The sequence below is a fragment of the Bariatricus massiliensis genome, from assembly GCF_900086725.1.
GTDB lineage: Bacteria > Bacillota > Clostridia > Lachnospirales > Lachnospiraceae > Allocoprococcus > Allocoprococcus massiliensis.
This window is the reverse complement of record NZ_LT574836.1, coordinates 807255-831419: the sequence shown is the minus strand read 5'-3', so window position 1 is coordinate 831419 and position 24165 is coordinate 807255. Positions and strand designations below refer to the sequence as shown.

17 protein-coding genes and 1 riboswitch are annotated in these 24165 nt (G+C 44.0%); of the genes, 16 read left to right on the top strand and 1 reads right to left on the bottom strand.

All coding sequences use genetic code 11. The annotated features are described in order from the left end of the window. Window positions 1–44 precede the first annotated feature (44 nt). The 7 genes from BN6465_RS05600 to BN6465_RS05570 all read left to right on the top strand — a co-directional run bounded on the left by BN6465_RS05600 (window position 45) and on the right by BN6465_RS05570 (window position 9406). Entirely contained in the window at window positions 45–1115 is a 1071-nt protein-coding gene (locus BN6465_RS05600) for a carbamoyl phosphate synthase small subunit (RefSeq protein ID WP_066732494.1), read from the top strand. After that, on the top strand, window positions 1115–4321 hold the full coding sequence (gene carB, locus BN6465_RS05595; protein WP_066732493.1) for a carbamoyl-phosphate synthase large subunit: 3207 nt from the start codon (window positions 1115–1117) through the stop codon (window positions 4319–4321). The genes BN6465_RS05600 and carB overlap by 1 nt, the downstream gene beginning before the upstream one ends. An 83-nt stretch (window positions 4322–4404) precedes the next feature. After that, window positions 4405–5076 carry a response regulator transcription factor gene (locus tag BN6465_RS05590; RefSeq protein WP_066732491.1) on the top strand — a complete coding sequence of 224 codons (672 nt, stop codon included), beginning with the start codon at window positions 4405–4407 and terminating at the stop codon, window positions 5074–5076. A gap of 14 nt (window positions 5077–5090) precedes the next feature. Beyond that, on the top strand, window positions 5091–6125 hold the full coding sequence (locus tag BN6465_RS05585) for a sensor histidine kinase (RefSeq protein WP_154670186.1): 1035 nt from the start codon (window positions 5091–5093) through the stop codon (window positions 6123–6125). Between the two features lie 125 nt (window positions 6126–6250). Next, entirely contained in the window at window positions 6251–7018 is a 768-nt protein-coding gene (locus BN6465_RS05580; RefSeq protein WP_066732489.1) for an ABC transporter ATP-binding protein, read from the top strand. Further along, window positions 7011–8999 (top strand): ABC transporter permease, encoded by a 1989-nt coding sequence (locus BN6465_RS05575; protein WP_066732488.1) that lies wholly within the window; start codon window positions 7011–7013, stop codon window positions 8997–8999. The genes BN6465_RS05580 and BN6465_RS05575 overlap by 8 nt, the downstream gene beginning before the upstream one ends. Before the next feature lie 62 nt (window positions 9000–9061). Next, on the top strand, window positions 9062–9406 hold the full coding sequence (locus BN6465_RS05570) for a cupin domain-containing protein (protein ID WP_066732487.1): 345 nt from the start codon (window positions 9062–9064) through the stop codon (window positions 9404–9406). A gap of 16 nt (window positions 9407–9422) precedes the next feature. On the opposite strand, the gene BN6465_RS05565 is transcribed toward BN6465_RS05570, so the two are convergent. After that, entirely contained in the window at window positions 9423–10532 is a 1110-nt protein-coding gene (locus tag BN6465_RS05565) for a pyridoxal phosphate-dependent aminotransferase (protein WP_066732486.1), read from the bottom strand. A 155-nt stretch (window positions 10533–10687) separates the two neighbouring features. Here BN6465_RS05565 and BN6465_RS05560 point away from each other — a divergent pair, with 155 nt between their 5' ends. The 9 genes from BN6465_RS05560 (at window position 10688) to grdB (ending at window position 24148) form a co-directional block, all read left to right on the top strand. After that, window positions 10688–13972 (top strand): DUF5717 family protein, encoded by a 3285-nt coding sequence (locus tag BN6465_RS05560; protein WP_066732485.1) that lies wholly within the window; start codon window positions 10688–10690, stop codon window positions 13970–13972. Between the two features lie 15 nt (window positions 13973–13987). After that, a complete protein-coding gene (locus BN6465_RS05555; protein WP_066732484.1) occupies window positions 13988–15271 on the top strand; it encodes a DUF5716 family protein in 1284 nt (427 codons plus the stop codon). Next, window positions 15246–16007 (top strand): hypothetical protein, encoded by a 762-nt coding sequence (locus BN6465_RS05550; RefSeq protein ID WP_066732480.1) that lies wholly within the window; start codon window positions 15246–15248, stop codon window positions 16005–16007. The genes BN6465_RS05555 and BN6465_RS05550 overlap by 26 nt, the downstream gene beginning before the upstream one ends. Window positions 16008–16088: 81 nt before the next feature. Then, window positions 16089–17516, top strand: coding sequence for an amidophosphoribosyltransferase (gene purF / locus BN6465_RS05545; protein WP_066732479.1), 1428 nt, complete (start codon window positions 16089–16091; stop codon window positions 17514–17516). 33 nt (window positions 17517–17549) lie between these two features. Then, window positions 17550–18983 carry an adenylosuccinate lyase gene (gene purB / locus BN6465_RS05540; protein WP_066732477.1) on the top strand — a complete coding sequence of 478 codons (1434 nt, stop codon included), beginning with the start codon at window positions 17550–17552 and terminating at the stop codon, window positions 18981–18983. A 260-nt stretch (window positions 18984–19243) separates the two neighbouring features. After that, window positions 19244–20623, top strand: coding sequence for an alanine/glycine:cation symporter family protein (locus BN6465_RS05535; RefSeq protein ID WP_066732475.1), 1380 nt, complete (start codon window positions 19244–19246; stop codon window positions 20621–20623). Window positions 20624–20799: 176 nt separating this feature from the next. Further along, a riboswitch (glycine riboswitch) is annotated at window positions 20800–20922 on the top strand. A gap of 143 nt (window positions 20923–21065) precedes the next feature. Continuing rightward, window positions 21066–21446 carry a GrdX family protein gene (locus BN6465_RS05530; protein WP_066732472.1) on the top strand — a complete coding sequence of 127 codons (381 nt, stop codon included), beginning with the start codon at window positions 21066–21068 and terminating at the stop codon, window positions 21444–21446. Between the two features lie 87 nt (window positions 21447–21533). After that, on the top strand, window positions 21534–22814 hold the full coding sequence (locus tag BN6465_RS05525) for a glycine/sarcosine/betaine reductase component B subunit (RefSeq protein ID WP_066732470.1): 1281 nt from the start codon (window positions 21534–21536) through the stop codon (window positions 22812–22814). 20 nt (window positions 22815–22834) lie between these two features. Further along, complete coding sequence (gene grdB / locus BN6465_RS05520; RefSeq protein WP_082891591.1) at window positions 22835–24148, top strand: glycine reductase complex selenoprotein B; 1314 nt, start codon at window positions 22835–22837, stop codon at window positions 24146–24148. The last annotated feature ends 17 nt before the right edge of the window (window positions 24149–24165 follow it).

Here is a 24165-nt window from a genome sequence, read left to right as displayed (position 1 = left end):
TTTATGAGAAGAAATGAATTATTACGAAGGGATAAGGTGAACATATGAAAGCGTTTCTAATTTTAGAAGACGGAACTGTGTTTGAAGGTACAAGCATAGGTTCGACAAAAGATATGATTAGTGAGATAGTATTTAATACCTCAATGACAGGATATTTAGAGGTGTTGACTGACCCTTCTTACGCCGGACAGGCTGTCGTTATGACGTATCCGCTAATCGGAAATTACGGAATTACGCCGGATATGGAATCCAAAAAGGCATGGCCGGACGGTTATATCGTAAGAGAATTATCGCGAGTGCCCAGCAATTTCCGTTGTACGGGAACGATACAGGATTTCCTAAAAGAGCAGGACATTCCGGGGATTTCAGGAGTGGACACAAGAGCGCTTACCAAGATTCTCAGAGAAAAGGGTACTATGAACGGTATGATTACCACCAATGAGAATTATAATCTGGAAGAGATACTTCCGAAGCTTCACGCATATAAGGTGGGGGACGTAGTGTCCAAGGTGACATGCAGTGAAAAGTATGTATTAGAAGGAAACGGCCCCAAAGTAGCGCTTATGGACTTTGGAGCTAAGAATAATATCGCCAAATCTTTAAATGAACGTGGCTGTGAAGTGACCGTTTACCCGGCCGGCACATCTGCGGAAGAAATCATTTCAAGCAGTCCGGACGGCATAATGTTGTCTAATGGTCCCGGAGACCCTGCAGACTGCACTTCCATTATTAAAGAAGTAAAGAAGTTATACGAATCTGACATCCCGATATTTGCCATTTGTCTGGGACATCAGCTTATGGCGCTTGCAAACGGTGCAAAGACTTACAAATTAAAGTACGGACATCGTGGCGGCAACCATCCTGTGAAGGATTTGAGCACCAACCGGGTATATATTTCTTCTCAAAATCACGGTTATGCTGTAGATGCAGAGAGCATGGATGAGAAAATTGCGGTAAATGCATTTGAGAATGTCAATGACAAGACGAACGAAGGATTATCCTACGTGGGCAAAAATATTTTTACTGTGCAGTTTCATCCGGAGGCATGCCCGGGACCGCAGGATTCAGGGTACTTGTTTGATAGATTTATGAATATGATGGGAGGAACAAAATAATGCCAAGAAATCATGATATTAAAAAAGTATTAGTAATCGGTTCCGGCCCAATTATTATCGGTCAGGCTGCTGAATTTGACTATGCCGGCACACAGGCCTGCCGTTCTTTAAAAGAAGAGGGACTGGAGGTAGTTCTTCTTAACTCGAACCCGGCAACCATTATGACAGATAAAGATATCGCTGACCGTGTATACATCGAGCCGCTGACTGTGGAAGTGGTAGAGCAGCTTATTTTAAAGGAGCGGCCGGACAGTGTGCTTCCAACACTTGGAGGTCAGGCTGGCCTCAATCTGGCTATGGAGATGGAAGAAGCCGGATTTTTCAAAGAAAACGATGTACGTCTGATTGGTACTACGGCAGAGACCATCAAAAAAGCCGAAGACCGTCTTGAATTCAAGGCTACCATGGAGAAAATCGGTGAGCCGGTTGCGGCTTCTCTGGTGGTGGAGAACGTGGAAGACGGCGTGAAATTTGCGGAAGAGATTGGCTATCCGGTCGTGCTCCGCCCGGCTTACACACTCGGGGGAAGCGGCGGTGGAATTGCCAATAATATAGAAGAGCTGGAAGAAATTCTGGCAAATGGCCTTCGTCTGTCCCGTGTAGGACAAGTTCTGGTAGAGCGCTGTATCGCAGGCTGGAAGGAAATCGAATATGAAGTGATGCGGGACGGGAATGGAAACTGCATTACCGTATGTAATATGGAAAATATTGATCCGGTGGGCGTGCATACGGGGGACAGTATTGTTGTGGCCCCATCACAGACATTGGGAGACAAGGAGTATCAGATGCTCCGTACATCTGCGCTCAATATTATCAGCGAATTGAATATCACCGGAGGATGTAATGTACAGTATGCGCTGCATCCGGACACTTTCGAATATTGTGTCATCGAGGTAAATCCCCGTGTGAGCCGTTCTTCCGCGCTTGCGTCCAAGGCTACCGGATATCCGATTGCTAAAGTTGCCGCCAAGATTGCGCTTGGATATACACTGGATGAGATTCAGAATGCGGTCACAAAGAAGACATACGCCAGCTTCGAGCCTATGCTGGACTATTGTGTCGTGAAATTGCCAAGACTTCCATTCGATAAATTCATCAGTGCCAAGAGAACGCTTACCACACAGATGAAAGCTACCGGAGAGGTCATGAGTATCTGCGATAACTTCGAAGGGGCGCTTATGAAAGCAATCCGCTCTCTGGAGCAGCATGTGGACAGTCTTATGTCCTACGATTTTACGGCACTTTCCAAAGAGGAGATTCTGGACAAATTAGAAATCGTAGACGACCGCCGTATCTGGCTTATCGCAGAGGCTTTGAGAAAGGGCATCACCTACGAGCAGATTCATGCGATAACAAAGATTGATAAATGGTTCATTGATAAAATTGCAATTATCGTAGAGATGGAGGAGGCACTTAAGACGCAGGAACTGACTGCAGAGCTTTTGAAGGAAGCCAAGCGTATTGAGTTCCCGGACAATGTGATTGCCAGACTGACAGGAAAAAGTGAGGCGGAGATTCATGATTTACGCCATGAACACGGAATCGTTGCTGCGTATAAGATGGTAGATACTTGTGCGGCAGAATTCGCTGCCGAGACTCCATACTATTATTCGGTGTTCGGCAGTGAAAATGAAGTGATAGAGACAAAAGGCAAGAAGAAAGTTCTGGTACTCGGTTCCGGGCCTATCCGTATCGGACAGGGTATCGAATTTGATTTCTGTTCTGTACACTGTACATGGGCATTCTCAAAAGAAGGATATGAGACGATTATCGTCAATAATAACCCAGAGACGGTAAGTACCGACTTTGATATTGCGGATAAGCTGTATTTCGAGCCGTTGACACCGGAGGACGTGAAGAGCATCGTGGATTTAGAAAAACCGGACGGCGCTGTCGTACAATTCGGCGGCCAGACGGCCATCAAGCTGACAGAGGCGCTGATGAAAATGGGTGTGCCGATTCTGGGGACATCTGCCGAGAATGTAGATGCAGCTGAGGACAGAGAGTTGTTCGACGAGATACTTGCGAAATGTGGAATTCCGCGACCGAAGGGAGATACAGTATATACTGCCAAGGAAGCGAAGGAAGTGGCGAACCGGCTTGGATATCCGGTGCTGGTGCGCCCGTCCTATGTTCTGGGCGGCCAGGGCATGCAGATTGCTATCAGCGACCACGATATTGATGAGTTTATCGGTATCATCAACCGGATTGCCCAAGACCATCCGATTTTGGTAGATAAATATCTGGTTGGTAAAGAGATCGAAGTTGACGCGGTCTGTGACGGAGAAGACATTTTGATTCCCGGAATCATGGAGCATATTGAACGCGCTGGCATACATTCGGGAGACAGTATCTCTGTATACCCGGCCCAGAGTATTTCAGAGGTGACGAAACGGAAAATTGAAGAATATACAAAACGGCTTGCCAGAGCGTTGCATGTAATTGGTATGATTAATATCCAGTTCATCGTGTGTGGGGAAGACGTATACGTCATCGAAGTGAACCCACGTTCCAGCCGTACCGTACCTTATATCAGCAAGGTCACGGGAATCCCCATTGTGCCGCTGGCGACCAAGGTGATTATCGGACATAAAATCAAAGAACTCGGCTACACACCGGGACTGCAGAAAGAAGCGGACTATATCGCCATTAAGATGCCGGTATTCTCCTTTGAGAAAATCCGCGGCGCAGACATCAGTCTGGGACCTGAAATGAAGTCCACAGGAGAATGTCTTGGCATTGCCTCGACCTTTAATGAGGCGTTATATAAAGCCTTCCTTGGGGCAGGCATCAACCTTCCGAAGTACAAGAATATGATTATGACGGTACGGGATGAAGACAAGGTGGAAGCTACGGAAATCGGCAGACGTTTCGAGGCTCTTGGATACCGTATTTTCGCCACAAGAGGGACGGCAGAAGCGCTGAAAGAAGGAGGCGTAAAAGCAATACCAATCAATAAGATTGAGCAAGAGTCACCGAATCTCATGGATTTGATTCTTGGACATGAGATTGACCTTGTTATCGACACACCGCCTCAGGGCGCCGACCGTGCAAAAGACGGATTCTTAATCAGAAGGAACGCGATTGAGACCGGTGTCAACGTGCTTACCGCGCTGGATACGGCAAAAGCTCTGGTGACAAGTCTTGAAAATACAGATATCAGACAGTTGACATTGATTGATATTGCCACAATTGACAATAGATAGTATCTCATAAGTATTTCTTGTAGAAAAATAGGACAAAGCAGCTCTGCTTTGTCCTATTTAATAAAATTGTAAAGGTAGAAAATATGTACAGAGTGTTCATTGTAGAGGACGACCGCACAATTGCCGAATCATTGAAAAAGCATCTTCAGACATGGGGATATGAGGTATCGTGTGTCGTTGATTTTAAAAATGTAATTGACGAATTTAAGACAGCGGCTCCACAGATCGTTCTTTTGGACATCGGACTGCCGTTTTTCAACGGGTTCCACTGGTGCCAGAGTATCCGGGAAATCAGTGACGTGCCGATTGTGTTTATCTCTTCAGCTTCCGATAATATGAATATTGTCATGGCGATGAATATGGGCGGCGATGATTTTATAGAGAAGCCCTTTGATATGCATGTACTTACCGCAAAAGTACAGGCCATACTGAGGAGGACTTATTCATTGAAGAGTCAGCTTAATATAATAGAGCACCAAGGGGTAATCCTTAATCTCAGCGACGCTACAGTCACATATGAGGGCCAGAAGATTGAATTGAGCAGGAATGAATACAAAATTTTCCAGATGCTGCTTGAGCGGGCCGGGAAAATTGTGCCACGAGATGACATTATCGAGGCATTGTGGGAAAGTGAAAGTTTCATCGATGACAATACTTTGACCGTCAATATGACAAGACTGCGGAAGAAACTGGAAGAAGCGGGACTGATAGAGTTTATACAGACAAAGAAAGGGCTGGGATATGTCATCCCATAATGTGGAGGAAAGCCGTGAGATTATTTTGGGATTATATGAAAGATCGTGTAAAGATGCTCTGCTGCCTTATTTTAATGGAAAGCATTGCTTTTTTTGCTCTGTGGCTGCAGGGGACGTCCTTCCATAAAGTGACTTATGCCTTGAGCTTAAGTGCGTTTGTTTTAGCTTTAATAGGTATATGGGATTTCAGCAGATACTGTCGAAAGAGATTGCGGCTGAAGACGATGAAACAGGGAATCTCCTATAGTGTGGATGACCTGCCGGCGGCCGATTCCTCTTTGGAGCGGGATTATCAAGAGCTTCTCGAGCTGCTTTATGAGGCCAAGATGGAGGCTGATTCAGAGTGGGCTATTGCGAGGCAGGATATGCTGGACTATTATAGTCTATGGGTACATCAAATCAAGACACCGATTGCTGCGATGCGCCTACTTCTGCAGGCCCAGCGTGATGGGCTTTTGTCGGAAGACGGCGATACAAGGATGCTGAATGAATGCAACGGACGTATGGCGATGAAGCTGTTTCAGATAGAGCAGTATGTGGAGTTGGTGCTTTCTTATCTGCGGATTGAAGATATGGGTAAGGACATGGTGCTGAGGGAATATCCAATGGATGCCATTGTCAATCAGGCGGTAAAGAAGTTTTCAAGGGAATTCATGTACCGGAAAATCAAGTTGGAAAAAGAGAGTATTAACTTTCGTGCGCTTACCGATGAAAAGTGGGTGCTGCTCGTTCTCGAACAGATTCTCTCCAATGCGTTGAAGTATACGAGAGAGGGCGGCATGATCCGTATCTATCAGGTCGAAGGCAGAAATATCCTTGTGGTGGAGGATAATGGGATTGGAATACGAAGAGAAGATCTGCCCAGAGTTTTTGAAAAGGGTTTTACAGGATACAATGGAAGAGAAGACAAAAAATCCACAGGGATAGGGCTCTATCTGTGTAAAAGCATTATGGACAAGCTGAACCAAGGGCTGGCCATAGAGTCGGAACCGGAGAAGGGCACAAAAGTATTCTTAGACTTCGAGAGAGAAAGAGTTAAGATAGAATAAGTCAAATCCTTACAAAACTGTAAGGATAGAGAGGGGAATTGTAAGCCAGCTTTATGGCAAGTCAATTCCCCTTCCTTTATACTATAAGTGTAAGATGTAAAACTTAAAGGAAGGTGGAAACTAACATGTCACTTTTAGATGTAAAAAATGTAAAAAAGATTTATACTACAAGATTCGGAGGGACACAAGTGCAGGCGTTGACAGATGTCAGCTTTTCCGTGGAGCCTAGGGAGTTCGTGGCTATCATGGGAGAGTCTGGTTCTGGAAAGACGACACTTCTCAATATTTTAGCTTCTCTGGATAAACCGACCAGTGGAAAGGTATGCTTGAAGGGACGCGATCTTTCCACAGTCAAGGACAAAGAAATTGCTGCCTTCAGAAGACAGAATCTGGGGTTTGTTTTTCAGGATTTTAACTTGCTCGATACATTTTCCCTGAAAGATAATATTTTTCTCCCCCTTGTACTTGCAGGAAGAAAATATCCCGAGATGGAGAAAAAGCTGATGCCGATTGCCGAGGAACTAGGCATTACAGAACTGTTGGCAAAATTTCCATATGAAGTATCCGGCGGGCAAAAACAGCGGGCGGCAGTGGCGAGAGCACTGATTACTAATCCACAGCTGGTCCTTGCGGACGAACCTACAGGGGCATTGGACTCTAAGGCGTCGGACGAATTGTTAAGATTGTTTGGCAATATCAATAAAAATGGCCAGACAATTCTGATGGTGACGCACAGCGTAAAGGCGGCCAGCCACGCCAGCAGGGTATTATTTATTAAGGACGGCACCGTATTTCATCAAATTTATAAAGGAAATATGAGAAACGAAGAGATGTACGAGAAAATCTCAGATACACTCACTGTTATTATGACCGGAGGTGGAAAAAATGCGTAGTTTTCTTTATTCAAAGCTTGCGTTGACCAATATAAAGAAAAACAGCAAAACCTATATCCCATATCTACTCACCGGTACTTTAACTGTAGCAATGTACTATATCATTAACTCTATAGTTTTTAATGAAGGAATCAAGGAAATGCCGGGGGCCGGGTCGCTGACTCAGATTATCGGCATGGGCATAGGTATTGTGGCCATATTCGCCTGTATTTTTCTTTTTTACACGAACAGTTTTCTAATGAAGCAGCGAAAAAAAGAATTGGGACTGTATAATGTACTAGGCATGGGAAAACGGCATATAGCGAAAATGATGCTTCTGGAGACCGCTATGACGGCGGTATTTGATATTGCGGCCGGGCTGGTCTGCGGGATGGTTTTCAGCAAATTAATGTTCCTTCTGCTTCTTAAAATAAGCAGACTCAGCACACCGCTTACTTTTATCATAGAGCCGAAAGCCATTGTAATGACCGTTGTATTATTCATCTGTATTTTTGGCGTGACCATGCTTTATAATATGTGGCAGGTTTTCCGGGTGAACACCATTGAATTACTCCATGCAAAAAATCAAGGTGAGCGGGAGCCAAAGACAAAATGGCTGTTGGCGGTGATTGGAGTCATCTGTATTGGGGCCGGGTATGGCATAGCTATCAAGGTAGAGCAGCCTCTGGAGGCGCTTGTAATGTTCTTTGTCGCGGTCCTCCTCGTAATAATTGGAACATATGCCTTGTTTGCCGCGGGGAGTATAGCATTTCTAAAAATGCTGAGAAAGAATAAAACTTATTATTATAAAACGAACCACTTTATATCTGTTTCAGGTATGATCTATCGTATGAAGCAGAATGCTGTCGGTCTAGCAAATATATGTATCTTGAGTACGATGGTGCTTGTTATGGTATCCACGACAGTATCTTTGTATGCAGGAATAAACAATGTGCTGGAGACTAGATTCCCCTATGAATTCGGCGGAGAGATAAGCGATGCTGACAGCGGAAAAATGATGGCATTTCAGGAAAATGTCAGAAACGAGGCCAAGGCGAGAGGCATTACTATAGCGAAAGAAGTGGGATATCAGGGTGCAAGTCTGCTGGTGACTCCCCGGGGTGAGAACGATGTAGAACTCGTTAAGATAGACGGGATGGAGACTTATTCTGCATCGGCGGTACTTACCGTACTTCCGGTATATTGGTATAATTCCATGAGCGGCAGCGATGTGAAGCTGAATAGCGATGAGGCAATTGCTTATCTGCCGGAAAGAAATAAGACACTTGAGATGGGAAAAGGAACCTTCCGTTTGGATGAACATGAATTTCAGATTACGGGAATATTGGATGAATTTATGAGCTCAGGCACCGAGGCTATGCTGGCGATGGATACGGTATACTTAATTGTCTCTGACGAAGAAGTGGTGCGTATGCTTATGGATGAGGCAGAGGAACTTCAAGGAGCGACGCTGAGCGGTACTCTGGGATATGATATCAAGGGGAGCAAGGCAGAAAAGGAGAGCTTTCTGTCGTGGATGGAAGAAGAATTTACGAAAGCAGGGTTCGGCGGACATGTAGAAATCAGAGAAAATTACCGTATGGAATTCTATACATTCTATGGCGGATTTCTATTCCTTGGTATCTTTTTCGGAAGTCTGTTCCTGATGGCGACCGTGTTGATTATTTATTATAAACAAATTTCAGAAGGCTATGACGATAAAGAGCGATTCCAGATTATGCAGAAGGTCGGGATGAGTAAGAAAGAGGTCCGTAAATCTATCCGGAGTCAGGTCGTATCGGTATTTGCCCTTCCTTTGATCGTGGCTGTGATTCATATCTGTGCCGCCTTTAAGCTGATTACCAGACTCTTGGCAGTTATGAATTTGAGCGACGTTGGATTATTCAGGAACTGCACAATCTTGACCGTAGGAATTTTCGCGGTAATATATGGCATTGTTTATGGAATCACGGCAAGAGAATACTATAAGATTGTAAACTAAGGCATTGTTTTTCCTAGTCTGTGGTAGTAGAATGGACTTAATTAAAAAGGAGGACATTCAAAATGACTAGACCACAAGACAGAGAGATTATAAAAGCTGAACACGTAGCCGGCGGTGCGGGATATATCTTAAAACAACCGATTATCAAAGAGGAACAGCTGGGGGCTCACTGTAAAATGTTCAGTGAGGTGACCCTCCATCCCGGATGTGAGATTGGCTATCATGAGCATCACGGAGAGACTGAGACTTACTATTTGATAAAAGGGGCGGGTATCTATCATGACAATGGAGAAGAATATCCGGTAGCCGCAGGCGATGTGACCTTCTGTAAATCAGGTGGCGGACATGGAATCAAGAATACCGGTGAGCAGGATATTGTGTTTATCGCTTTGATTCTGGCAGAGTAGTGGACATAGGGCAGATTTATACTGCCCTATGTCTTTTTAATAATTCGCCTAATGCGTTCAACAGGCGCGTGTTATCATCGGGAAGCATGATACAGAAGCGGATATATTCGCCATCGAGACATTGGAAAGAGGAACAGTCTCGAATCATCATACGTTTTTCAATCAGGTAATCGAATACTTGCGAGGAGTTGAGTCCGGGCTTTAGAATCCGGATTAAAACAAAATTGGCATAAGCTGGATATACTTTTATTCCTTCAAAGTCTGACAGTTCCTTGACGAGCCGTGTGCGCTCAGTCTGGATGAGGTTTCGCGTGCGCTGGATGTAATCGGTATCTTTCAGCATTCGTTCCCCGGCAAAAGCGCCAAGGCTGTTGAGGCTCCATGGATTTTGCAGAAGCTTAAGACTGCTGAGAAATTGGGCGCTGCTGGTTACTCCATAGCCGAGGCGCAGCCCGGGCGCTGCGAAGAATTTGGAGACGCCCCGCAGTACCATGAGGTTATCATAGATTCCGGTCAGGCTCATGGCAGTCACAGCTTGGATATCCGGAGCGAACTCAGCGTATGTTTCGTCGATCATCATAAAACATCCTGTTTTTTTACATGCGTCAAGAATCTGGCTGATTTCTTCCGTGGTCAGCGCAGAGGAGGTGGGGTTATTCGGATTGCACAGTATAACAAGGTCATAACCGTCGGAGAGGACACTGATAAAATCTGTGATGTCCATCCGGAATAAATCTTCTTCCCGCAGATGATAATAAGTCAATGTACCGCCCACAAGTGACAGTTCACGCTCATATTCAGAATAGGTAGGGCCTACGATCAAAGCTTTGCGGGCTTTCCTTGTCTGGATAAGCAGAGAGATTAATTCTGTAGAACCGTTGCCCACCACGATATGGGCTGGATCTACCTGACAGTAGCCGGCGATAGCCTTCCGGAGACTTGTGTATTCCCGGTCAGGGTAAGTGCTGAGAATATCCAAATGGGCAGCCAGCTCTTTTTTTACATTTTCCGACAGGCCGAGAGGGTTTACATTTGCGCTGAAGCAGACAATTTCTTCTTTGGGAATGTGGTAATAGGCTTCGACAGCTTCTAAGTCACTGCCGTGAAACTTTGGTTTTGTTTTCATGATTCTCACTCCATAATATGATATTTTTCCAGATATTTTTACAGTTTTTCCGATATTTCGTCTTATACAGCATTGCCTTGACTTTGGAATAATGCTATAATTCATTATAATGTTTTTTTGAAAAAATGCAATGCAAGAAGTAGGTGGGCGAAACTTTGAAGAATAAAATTAAAAAATTTTCCAAAGGCGACTTCCGCATGGTACGTCCCGACATCGTATTTCCAGAGACGCATCTGGTGCTCACAATCGGTGAAGGCGAAGTATACCGTGGAAGTTTTATTTTGAAAAACCGGAGAGAAGGAAATGTCAGGGGTCTTGTATATTCTTCTTCTTTTCGTGTGCACCTCCCAGAGCAGGGATTTGAGGGGAATCCGGTAGAGATTGCGTATTCATATGACGGAACCGGATTAAAGCCGGGACATGTAGAACAGGGGAAATTTGCCATCGTCTGCAATGGGGGCGAGTATGAGGTGGCGTTTACGGCAATCATTGAGCGCCCTTATGTTATGACATCCCACGGAAAGGTGCAGAATGCACGTGATTTTAAAAAACTTGCGCTTCAGGATTTTACGGAGGCACAGCGCTTGTTCCGTTCCCGTGATTTTTATGAAGTTATTAAATATGAAGAACCAAGAATCAGGGTACTTTACGATAATATGAGAAAATGGTCGCTGGGCGAGCAGGCCATGGAAGAATTTTTGGTGGCTGTCAAATTAAAAGAATGTATATTCCTTACTATGGGAAGAACGCACCGGACCTTCCGCAACCTGAAGGAGGCGACGAAGGAGATTATACATTTCACAAAGAATACGTGGGGATTCATGCCGGTGAAAGTACACGTAGACGGGAGTTTTATTCAAATTGCAAGAGACAATTTTTCGACGGATGATTTCGTGGGAAACTTGTTTGATTTTAGTTATATCATCCACCCAGATAAGATTCATGCCGGCAATAATTATGGGAAGATTGTCTTTGAGACTCCGTATGAGTCTTTGACCTATGAAGTCATGGCGGCGGATCACAAGAATCATGTGCAGGCCAGAAGAGAAGCCGATTTAATGATTGCTTCTGTCATCAAAGGATTTCTCGCCGCTATGGGTGGACGTAATTCCGTGAAAGACTGGGCCGACGAGGCACGCAGCCAACTGCGTAATCTGGATATATATACGACGGATGCGGATGTGTTTCCACTGCTGGATGCGCAGCTGCATTTGTTATGTGACGAAAAAGACAAGGCCAATGAGATTCTGGAAGGTTACAATTATAATAAATTTGCAATTGGTAAAGATCCCGTTGTTTCCGCGTATTATTTATATTTGACTGCACGGGTGAGAAAGACAGGAAGCCATGTAAACCGGGTCGTGGAAGAGCTGAACAAGGCGTATATGAAGCGTCCCCGTTCCTGGCAGCTTGTCTGCATGCTTGTGGATCTTGATCCCGAATATAGGAACTACAGCAAACGCCTTCATGTGCTCGAGCGTCACTATTATAACGGGGCGAACCAAATCGCTCTTTACTGGCAGGCATACCGATGTTTCCTTGAGCATCCCACGTCTTTAAAGAAGCTGACTTCTTTTGAGATACAGATATTGAATTTTGCCGTGAAATACCGTCTTATCACAAAGGAGATTGCTCTCTATATGGCTAATCTGGCAACTCAGCAGAGGAATTATGACAGGAACTTATACAAAGTTTTGTGCGCATGTTATCGAATGTATCCGGATACCATGATTCTGACGGCTATTTGCACGCAGCTTATCAGAGGAAATCAGACGACTCAAGAATGTTTTGTCTGGTATGAGAAAGCTGTGGAGGAAGATTTGAAGATTGCGCAGCTTTATGAGTATTATATGATGACGCTGGATGAGAGGCACTTGAAGAAAGACTTTCCTAAATCTGTATACCTATATTTTATGCACGGCAATACATTGAATTACCGGAAGGCTGCCATACTCTACGCAAATATGATTACATATCAAAACGAGGCCGGCGAGCTTTATGCGGCTTATCGTGAACAGATGGAACGGTTTGCCTGGGAGCAGCTTGAATTTAGGCGTATCAATGAGGCCCTTCGCATTATATATAAGCGTTGCTGCACAGAGAGGGATATGACGCCGGAGCGTGTGAGAGCGATGTATGATATCTGCCATGCATACGAAGTGAAGACTTCCATGCCTGACATGTCTTTTGTTATGGTCATTGAGCCGGACGGGGCGATACGCCAGCGTGTACCTTACAATCCGGAGCATACGATTGTCTATCTGTACAGTAAGGATTCCAGAATCGTATGGGAGTCCAGAGATGGAAGGCATTATATGGATTCCATCCCGTATGAGACAATGCGGCTTTTTTATGAGAGCAGGTATATGGAGATATGCCGTAAATATAAAGAAGAAAGCGACGAAGAGGAGCGGAAGCGTGAGTTGGAGGAGCTGAATTGGAAAAGCGTACGGGAATATGGAATAGATGCATTTGAGGAGGCTGACGTCTTTAAGCTGTGTAGTATGAAGATTCGGGAAGAGGGATATGAAGAGGAGGAATTCCTAAGCTATATCTGCTTCGAATTGTTTCTTCGGGGACAGTATGACAAAGTGACGTTAACTTATCTCGCGGAATATTTCTGCGGGGCAACTGCCGATATGAAAAAACTTTGGCATGTGGCCAGAGACTATGATGTCACTACGTACAAACTCTCGGAGCGCATCATTACTCAAATGCTTTTTTCGGAAATGATGTTCGGGGAAGAGGAAATTTTTGAGGATTATTATGAGGGTAGGACTTATTTCAGACTGAAGCAGGCTTACCTTGCTTATGTTTCCCGTGAGTATGTAGTCAGCAGCCGTCAGGTGAAGGGCTGTGTATTTTCTATTATTGCCAATGAATACCGCAAGGATGAGGATCTGCCCGATATATGCAAGATAGCTTTGCTAAAGTATTATTCTTACAGAGAACCCCATCAGGCGCTGGAGCCAATGCTGAGAGAATTTCTGCGGGAGATGTGTGAAAAGCAATTGTTCTTCTCCTTCTATCTCGCATATCCAGAAAACTGGCTCAGAGAGGTTCAATTGTATGATAAAACGATGATTGAGTATCATGCCAAACCCGGCAGCAAGGTATCCATCTCTTATCAAATCAGGAAGGGTGGAAACGACAGCATGAATTATCAGCAGGAGGTTCTCATGCCGGCTTATGAAGATACTTATATCAAAACGTTCATACTTTTTGGAGATGAGATACTTCGATACTATTTTACAGAGACGAACGGCGGCGAAGTGACGATGACGGAGAAAAGAGTATATGAGCCAAAACAGGTGAAGCCTATTGGCAGATACGGGAAGCTCAATGATATGGTGAACTTAAAGGAAGGCGCTTTGTCTATAGCAATGACAGAGTATGCAGTGGAGAATGAGCTCGCAGAAAAAATCTTTGTTGCTTATTAAAGGAGGAAATACTTCATGTCACATGGAAGTATCATAGGATATGACATCAATGCAAAAGTGTGCCAGATTAGTTATTACAGTGAAGAGACTATGGAACCTGAAACATTGGAAATGAGTGTAGATAATTATCAGATTCCACTGGTCATGACATACTATAAAGACATTTGGACCTATGGAAAGAATGCCAGCCGTATGTCTACTGTGCGTGGGAGCGTGACAGTCAGTGATATTTGGGAAAGTGCACTAAAAAAGGAGCGGCTTCAGATTGAAGGACATGAGTTTGAGGCAGTCTGGCTCTTGGCCGAGTTCGTGAAACAGACTTTGCTCACTTTTACCGATATTGAAAGCATTACGTTTACTGTGCCGGATATGAGTGAAGACATACGTTATCTTCTCAAAGGTATTGGGCAGAGATTAGGTATATCCAAAGAATTTATCTATATACAGGACTATAAGGAAAGCTTCTGCCATTATATGTTCAATCAGCCGAAGGAACTGTGGCAGTATGAATCCGCCCTATTTTACTGTGATCAGGATGTGATCCGCGCATATATGCTGAGGGAACTGAAGACGGGTTACAGAAAATCGAAGGAGACTTTTGTCACAGTGGATAAAGTAGCAGAAGCACAGATGGAGGAACTGGAATCGGTCTATCCGGTGCTGAATGTTGATAAGGCAAAGGCTGCGGATGAACATTTTAAATGCTTTATACAGAGCGTGTTTGACAAAAAGCTCGTCTCCTCTGTCTTTTTGACCGGTGAAGGATTTGAAAATAACTGGTATCCGAATTCATTGAGAGTCTTATGCAATGGCAGGCGCGCTTTTATGGGAAATAATCTTTATAGTAAAGGGGCATGTTACACTGCGTACCGCCGTATTGAAGAAAAGGAAGATGAACCTATTTATCTTGATGAGACAAAGATGACGGAACAGATTTGCCTAAAGCTCAGATCAGGCGGTGAGGAAGGCTGGTATCCGCTGGTGGCGTGGGGTTCTCACTGGTATGAGGCAGACAGACAGTGTGAGGTCTTGATGGAGGACACCGAGGATATCGAGCTGCACATTGAATCTTTAGTGACAGGCGAACTGAAGGCCGTGACGGTATCTTTTGATGGTCTGCCCCACAGAAAGAATTACGCATTAAGGTTGAAAATCCAAACAAGGTTCTCGGATGAACGCACATGTCATATTATATTTGAGGATATTGGATTTGGAGAGTTTTTTCCGCCTAGTGGTTTTTCAGTAGAAAAAGTGATTGAATTAGGAGGAAGTAATGGGCAGTTTAATTCTTTGTCATAAAAAAAAGGCCAAACATCCATATGAAATTTCCAGAATTCATCGGCGGGTATATACAATAGAAGAGCTGTGCTACTATCTTTGTAATAATCTTTATCTAATCGATTATACAATCATCAACGAACAGCTCTGCAAATGGATAGAAGATGAACTGGAGCTTAAGGAACTTTCAGAGCTGTTGCTGGAACTTTTGAAAAATCACGGCTCTGTAGAGCAGTTCGTCCTTCATATATTGAACGCTTCCGGTATTTACACACAGGGAGAACTGGCACATATTCAAAATGTGCTTGAAAAATTGAAAAACCAGAAGGAAGTGGAGCGGCAAAAATTCAAAGCCGATTCGCTGATGGAAAGCGGGGAGCTGGAATCAGCTATCCTTGTGTATATGTCCATAGTGAACGGTGAGCGGGACGAATCGGTGGATTCCAGATTCTATGGACGGGTCTACGCCTGCCTTGCGGGAGCGTACGGGAGGGCATTTCTCTATGAAGAATCGGCAAGAATGTATGAGAAAGCATACAGAATATGTGAGGATTCAAGAATGTTGGAAGGGTATCTCTACGCTTGTTACCGCTATCTTCCGGTAGACGAGTACCAGAAGATGATAACGGAAAATGATGTGCTTCTTGATGTAGATAATAAACTGGCAGCGAAGATTGCGGAGACCAGAGACAACATTTCCATTGACTCGTCTAGGGAACTGCTGGAAGAATGGAAAAAAGAGTATAGGCGCCGTTGATTGATATTGATTTTCTGATTTTGTTATATTATACTCTCTATGTAGTAAACACGACAACTTACGAAGGAAAGGCATAAGAGAATGAGCAGACTTGAAAGAGTAGAAACAGGATTGGGCGAAGAATGCGGAGTGTTCGGCGCATATGATATAGACGGACACGATGTCGCTTCGTCCGTATACTATGGTTTATTCGCGTTACAACACCGTGGCCAGGAAAGCTGCGGTATTGCGGTTACAGACACTTGTGGAAAGCGGAAAGTACTCTTTAAAAAGGACCTCGGTCTTGTAAATGAAGTGTTGGATGAGGAAAGCCTGACTAATTTGAAAGGCAATCTTGGAGTCGGCCATGTTCGTTATTCCACCGCGGGAGGCTCACGTGCTGAAAATGCGCAGCCCCTCGTTATCAATTATGTAAAGGGGACACTGGCAATCGCGCACAATGGGAATTTGACCAATGCTGTTGAGCTGCGAAAAGAATTGGAGTATACGGGAGCGATTTTTCAGACAACTATCGATTCGGAAGTCATTGCTTATCATATAGCCAGAGAACGGCTCAAGACCGGCAAGGCGGAGGATGCGGTAAAAAATGCTATGCACAAGATAAAAGGTGCATACGCTCTGGTAGTGTCCAGTCCGAGAAAGATGATTGGGGCGAGGGATCCCTTTGGATTAAAACCTCTTTGCATCGGCAAGAGGGATAATGTCTATTTTCTCGCCTCGGAAAGTTGTGCAATCGCCGCTGTAGGCGGAGAGGTTATAAGGGATGTCCTTCCGGGCGAGATTGTTACATTTACGAAAGATGGTATTCAATCTGATACAACTATGGCTTTAAAGCCGGAAAAACAGGCCAGATGTATTTTTGAATATATATATTTTGCACGTATGGACAGTGTGATTGATGGCGTAAATGTTTACCACTCTCGGATTGTTTCCGGGAAAGCACTCGCAGAATCTTATCCTGTTCAGGCGGACTTAGTTGTAGGGGTGCCCGATTCCGGTCTTGTGGCCGCGAAAGGATACTCTGAATATTCAGGAATACCTTATGGAATGGCTTTCCATAAGAACAGCTATGTAGGAAGAACATTTATAAAGCCGAAACAGAGCCAGCGTGAATCAAGTGTGAAGATAAAGCTCAGTGTTATAGAAGAGGTTGTTCGTGGAAAGCGGATTGTCATGGTGGACGATTCCATTGTAAGGGGGACCACCTGTGCGAACATTATCAAGATGCTGAAAAAAGCTGGTGCCAAGGAAGTGCATGTGAGAATCAGTTCTCCGCCATTTCTATTTCCGTGTTATTTTGGCACAGATGTGCCGTCGAATGAACAGCTAATCGCTCACTCCCATACAACGGAAGAGATACGGGAGATGATTGGAGCCGATTCGCTGGGATATATGAAGGTTGAAAAGCTGAAGGATATGGTGGGAGATTTAAAGTATTGTGACGCTTGTTTTACGGGAAACTATCCTATGGATGTGCCCGGGGAAGACATCTCTCATGCATTTGAGTAAGGAGAATCTACTATATTTAAGCAGGAGGAAGCTATGGGAAACGACAGATATCAAAGTCCTCTCTCTGAGAGGTATGCCAGCAAGGAGATGCAGTACATTTTTTCACCGGATATGAAGTTCCGGACATGGAGAAAGTTATGGATTGCTCTGGCGGAAACAGAAAAAGAATTAGGGTTGAATATTACAGATGAACAAATTAAGGAATTGAAAGCTCATGCTGAGGACATCAACTATGAGGTGGCCAAGGAGCGGGAGAAGGTCGTGCGTCATGATGTGATGTCGCATGTTTATGCGTATGGACAGCAGTGTCCAAAAGCAAAAGGTATTATTCATCTAGGTGCTACATCCTGTTATGTGGGGGACAATACCGATATTATCGTGATGTCTGAGGCGTTAAAGTTGGTGAAGACAAAGCTGGTGAATGTAATAGATGAACTCTCCAGATTTGCAGATACTTACAAATCACAGCCAACGCTTGCGTTCACTCATTTTCAGCCGGCACAGCCGACCACTGTCGGGAAACGTGCTACACTTTGGATGCAGGAATTTCTTATGGATTTAGAAGATTTAGAATATGTCCTAAGTACTTTGAAACTTTTAGGTTCAAAGGGAACGACGGGCACGCAGGCAAGCTTTTTGGAATTGTTCGACGGCAATCAGGAAAAAATTGATAGAATTGACCCGATGATAGCAGAAAAAATGGGCTTTGACGCTTGTTATCCAGTGTCTGGACAGACTTATTCCAGAAAAGTGGATACGAGAGTGCTCAATGTACTGGCCGGTATAGCCGCAAGCGCCCATAAATTTTCTAATGATATCAGACTTCTTCAACATCTAAAAGAAGTAGAGGAGCCATTTGAAAAGACACAGATAGGCTCTTCTGCCATGGCATATAAAAGAAATCCAATGCGCAGTGAGCGAATCGCGTCCTTATCTAGATATGTGATGATTGATGCACTGAATCCCGCTATCACTTCCGCGACACAGTGGTTCGAGCGGACTTTGGACGACTCTGCCAACAAGCGCCTGAGCGTACCGGAAGGATTTCTTGCTGTTGACGGAATCTTGGATTTATGTTTGAATGTCGTGGATGGGCTGGTAGTATATCCGAAAGTTATCGAGAAGAGACTACTGTCAGAACTTCCCTTTATGGCGACGGAAAACATTATGATGGATGCGGTAAAGGCTGGCGGAGACCGGCAAGAATTACACGAGAGAATCAGAGAGCTGTCCATGGAGGCGGGAAGAAACGTGAAAGAGCGTGGATTAGACAATAACCTGTTGGAATTGATTGCCGAGGATCCTGCTTTCAATATGAGCCTTGAGGATTTAAAGGAGACAATGGATCCTGCAAAGTATGTTGGGCGTTCAAAAGTTCAGGTAGAAGCGTTCCTTGAAAAGGTAATTGCCCCTGTGCTGGAGAGAAATAAAGAGCTTCTTGGAGTGAAGGCCGAAATAACTGTTTAGTTTTCATATGTGAAAAATTAGACAAATCGACGAAATTATAAAAAAATGTAATTTTACTAAAAGTGTTAAATCCCTTAATTTAGGGGGATTTAACACTTTTATTCTTTGCTAAAATTAATATATATAGTGCAAAAATGTGCAATATACATAAAATTCTTCCATATAATGGAATTTTCTTGAATGTTTTCACTAAATAGAGTATTATAGAGGTAACGAATGGTATTTATAAATAATATCTATGAGAAAAAGGAGGGTATATTGTGTACGAGGCGTTTAACGACATAGTATTGAAGGTCAATGATGTATTGACAAGTTCTGTTTTATTGGTGGCTCTGGTGGGAGCGGGACTTTGGTTCTCGTTCAAGCTTGGCTTCATTCAGGTGAGAGGGTTTGGCGAAGGTATGAGGCGGACCTTCGGCGGACTGTTCAAGAAGAAAGGGGAAGCCGGGAAGGATGGAATGTCTTCTTTTCAGGCTTTAGCAACGGCCATAGCTGCGCAGGTAGGTACCGGTAATATTGCAGGGGCGGCCACGGCGATTGCGATTGGTGGCCCGGGAGCTATCTTCTGGATGTGGATCAGTGCATTTCTAGGAATGGCAACGATCTTCGCGGAAGCAACGATGGCCCAGAAGTATAAGAAGGTGGCTGAAGACGGTACGGTGACCGGTGGTCCGGTCTACTACATACGCGCAGCATTCACCGGAACGTTCGGTAAAGTATTTGCTGCAATTTTTGCAGTACTGATTATTTTTGCTCTCGGATTCATGGGCAATGCGGTTCAGGCTAACTCCATCGCTGCATCTTGGAATACCGCTTTTGGCGTTCCGAAGCTTGCTATGGGTATTGTAATCGCAATTCTTGCCTTGTTTGTATTCACAGGTGGTATGAAGCGTATTGCAAAAGTTACAGAGACAATCGTGCCTATTATGGCGGCCTTCTATATCATAGGCGCCCTGATTGTTATCTTTGCAAACGTTACGGCTATTCCTACCGCGTTCAAGGACATTTTTGTAGGAGCCTTTAATCCTGCAGCCATCACCGGCGGTGCTCTCGGTGCTACTATCAAGCTTGCGCTGACAAAAGGTGTTGCTCGTGGATTGTTCTCCAATGAGGCCGGTATGGGTTCCACACCTCACGCACATGCGGTTGCTAAGGTGAATCATCCGGTTGAACAGGGATTCGTGGCCATGGTCGGCGTATTTATCGATACATTCGTAATCCTGAATCTCACTGCGCTTGTTATTATCACAACAGGTTCCAGAGCGTCAGGAAAAACAGGAGCTGAATTGAGCCAGTTTGCATTCTCTTCAGTATATGGAAAGTTCGGTGAAATCTTTATTGCTATATGTATGCTGTTCTTTGCGTTCTCTACAATTATCGGATGGTACTTCTTCGGTGAAGCCAACATTCGCTATCTGTTCGGCTCAAAGGCCGTTAAGATTTATGCAGTGCTCGTATGCGTATGTGTAGTATTTGGTTCTCTTCAGGAAGTAGACCTTGTCTGGAATATGGCAGACTGCTTCAACAGTATGATGGTACTTCCTAACGTTATAGGCCTGTTTGCCTTGAGCGGCATGGTCAAGAAGGTGCACGACGATTACTACAATAATTTCCTGCCAAGTCAGAAAAAAGGCGCATAAATCTGCACAACAGGAAGATTGTGGCGGACAAAGCATATAGAAAAAAACTATAAATAAAACTGTAAAAGTCAATAAAAAGACTGGCATTTTGCATAATGTTGTGCTATAATAACCTTGTATGAAGGGGTATTTGTTAAAAAAATACTTAACTTATTAGAGCCAATTGAATAGTAGGGTGATGTTTTTCGCGAGAGAGCTGTGTGCTTAACGTCAGGCAGCCGCCGAAGATGCAAGCTGTATTTCAGAATGTTACATAGGAAGACGGTGAAACTTTCAGGCAAAAGGATCGAAAAAGGGACTACACTCTGAATCCGAAAGTGGTTATTGGTAGATAACGGGAGACAGAAGGACGACAAAAGCAAAAAGTTTGTTTGAGTCGTCCTTTTTTTAAACACTTTAAGGATAAAAAAGGTGAAAGAAGACAGACTAGAAGGTGGACAAGATGGGCGGATTTATGATTATCACAAACAATACATTGGTGAAAGAAAAGTTTGGGACTGATTACCATGTAGAGTATGAAGAGCTTTCTTTCGAGGACACACTTAAGAAAGTAAGGGATATGATTTATGACGGATATAAGCTTCTCACTCATCCTTTGTCGGGGAGTGTAAAGCCGAAAGAAACGCCGTACAAGTCCGTACTGATGTCAGAAAAGCCGGAAGGGCTGGACATGCAGTCGATGAAGTTGATTGAAAGTGCGATTCAGGCATGCGGAAAGTTTCAGGACAGAACCGGACAGTATGATTCGGACGTATACGAAGATTTCCGCTTAATTGACTGCACGCTGATTGGGAGCGCAATACCATCTGCAGAATGCTGGTAAAATACCATTCTGAAAAAGCGGCTATAGAAGTACGCAAGTACTTTTGGGGCATATAGTAAACAATTAAAAAAAAGGAGGGAATTTACAGTGAAATTAGAATTGGGTAACATATTCATTAAGGACATTCAGTTTGGCACAGAATCCAAAATTGAAAACGGAGTTCTTACTGTATCCGAAGAAGCTGTAAAGGCTATCGTTCTTGAGGACGAAAAAATCAAAAGCGTAAATCTTGATATTGCAAAACCAGGTGAGAGCGTAAGAATCACACCGGTTAAAGACGTGATTGAACCACGTGTTAAAGTAGAAGGAAGAGGGGGAATCTTCCCGGGCGTAATCGCAAAAGTTGATACGGTTGGAAGTGGTAAGACTTATGCTCTTAAGGGTATGGCTGTTGTTACCGCTGGTAAGATTGTTGGATTCCAGGAGGGTATCATTGACATGACAGGTCCTGGTGCTGACTATACACCTTTCTCTAAACTGAACAACCTCGTAGTTGTATGTGAGCCTGTTGAAGGTGTCAAACAGCATGACTATGAAAAAGCTGTAAGAATCGCTGGATTCAAAGTGGCTGTTTACCTTGGAGAACTGGCTCGTGAGCTTACTCCGGATGAAACAAAAGTTTACGAAACATACGGAATCATGGAAGGGAAAGAAAAGTTCCCGGAACTTCCGAGAGTTGCCTATGTTCAGATGCTGCAGAGTCAGGGACTTCTTCATGACACATATGTATATGGCGTAGACGCGAAAAAGACATTGTCTACCATTATGTGCCCGACAGAAATCATGGATGGAGCTATCGTTTCCGGTAACTGTGTATCTGCATGTGATAAGAACCCAACTTATGTACATGAAAACAACCCGGTAGTACATGACCTGTTTGAAGAACACGGCAAGACAATTAACTTCGTTTGCCAGATTATTACAAATGAAAATGTTTACCTTGCAGACAAAATGCGCTCCTCTGACTGGACAGCAAAAATGTGCCGCATGTTAGATCTTGATGCAGTTATTGTGTCTCAGGAAGGATTCGGAAACCCGGATACCGACCTTATCATGAACTGTAAGAAGATTGAAGCTGAAGGCGTTAAGACTGTAATCATCACAGACGAGTATGCAGGACGTGACGGTAAATCTCAGTCACTTGCAGATGCTGATGTAGCTGCAGATGCAGTTGTAACAGGCGGAAATGCTAATCAGGTAATCGTTCTTCCGAAGATGGACAAAGTTATCGGAACTTTAGATTACGTTAACACAATCGCAGGTGGTAATGAACACTCTCTGCGTGAAGATGGAACAATCGAAGTTGAAATCCAGGCTATTACAGGCGCTACCAATGAAACTGGATTCGGTTACTTAAGTGCACGATAGGAAGGGAGGACGTAAAAACAATGAGTAAAATTAAAGTTGTACATTATATCAATCAGTTCTTCGCTAATATCGGTGGAGAAGAAAAAGCAGATTACCCGGCAGAGATTCGCGTTGGCGAAATCGTTGGACCTGGCATGGCGTTAAAACAGTATTTCGGAGAAGAAGCAGAAATCGTTGCTACAATTGTTTGTGGTGACTCTTACTTCAACGAAAATCTGGAAAAAGCAAAAGCAGACATTCTTGCGATGGTTAAGGAGCAGGCTCCGGATATCTTTATCGCAGGACCGGCTTTCAATGCAGGCCGTTACGGTGTTGCATGCGGTACTATCTGTGATGCAGTACAGGAAGAATTAGGAATTCCGGCTGTTACAGGTATGTATGTAGAAAATCCGGGCGCTGATATGTTCAAAAATAAAGTTTATACAATCGCTACAAAGAACAGCGCTGCTGGTATGAAGGATGCTGTAAGCAAATTGGCTCCTTTAGCTCTTAAGATTGCTAAAAAAGAAGCAATCGGCGCTTCTTGTCAGGAAGGCTATATGCCGAACGGCGTTCGCGTGAACTTCTTTGAAGAAGAACGCGGATCTAAGAGAGCTGTTAATATGCTTCTCAAGAAACTTGCTGACAAACCGTTTGAGACAGAATATCCGATGCCGTCATTTGACAGGGTTGAACCAAATCCGGCAATCAAAGATTTGAGCAAAGCTACAATCGCTCTTGTTACATCCGGTGGTATTGTTCCGAAAGGAAATCCGGATCATATTGAAAGTTCCAACGCTTCTCACTATGGTGAATATGACATCACAGGCGTTATGGACCTTACAGAAGCAACTTATGAAACAGCTCACGGCGGATACGATCCGGTATACGCTAATGAGGACGCTGACCGTGTACTTCCGGTTGACGTACTTCGTGAGATGGAAAAGAACGGTGTGATTGGAAAATTACACAACAAGTTCTACACAACAGTTGGTAATGGTACAGCCGTTGCATCTTCTAAAGCATTTGCTGAAGAATTCTCTCAGAAATTGCTTGCAGACGGAGTTGACGCAGTTATTCTGACCTCTACTTGAGGTACCTGTACACGTTGCGGTGCAACGATGGTTAAGGGCATTGAAGCTGCAGGACTTCCGGTAGTTCATGTTTGTACAGTAACACCTATCTCTATGACAGTTGGAGCTAACAGAATTGTTCCTGCTATAGCTATTCCTCATCCGCTTGGAAATCCGGCGCTTGACAAAGATGAAGAGTATGCACTTCGTAAGGGATTAGTTGAAAAAGCATTAAACGCTTTGACAACAGAAGTTGATGGTCAGACAATCTTCGATAACTAATATGCATAAGAAAGAAG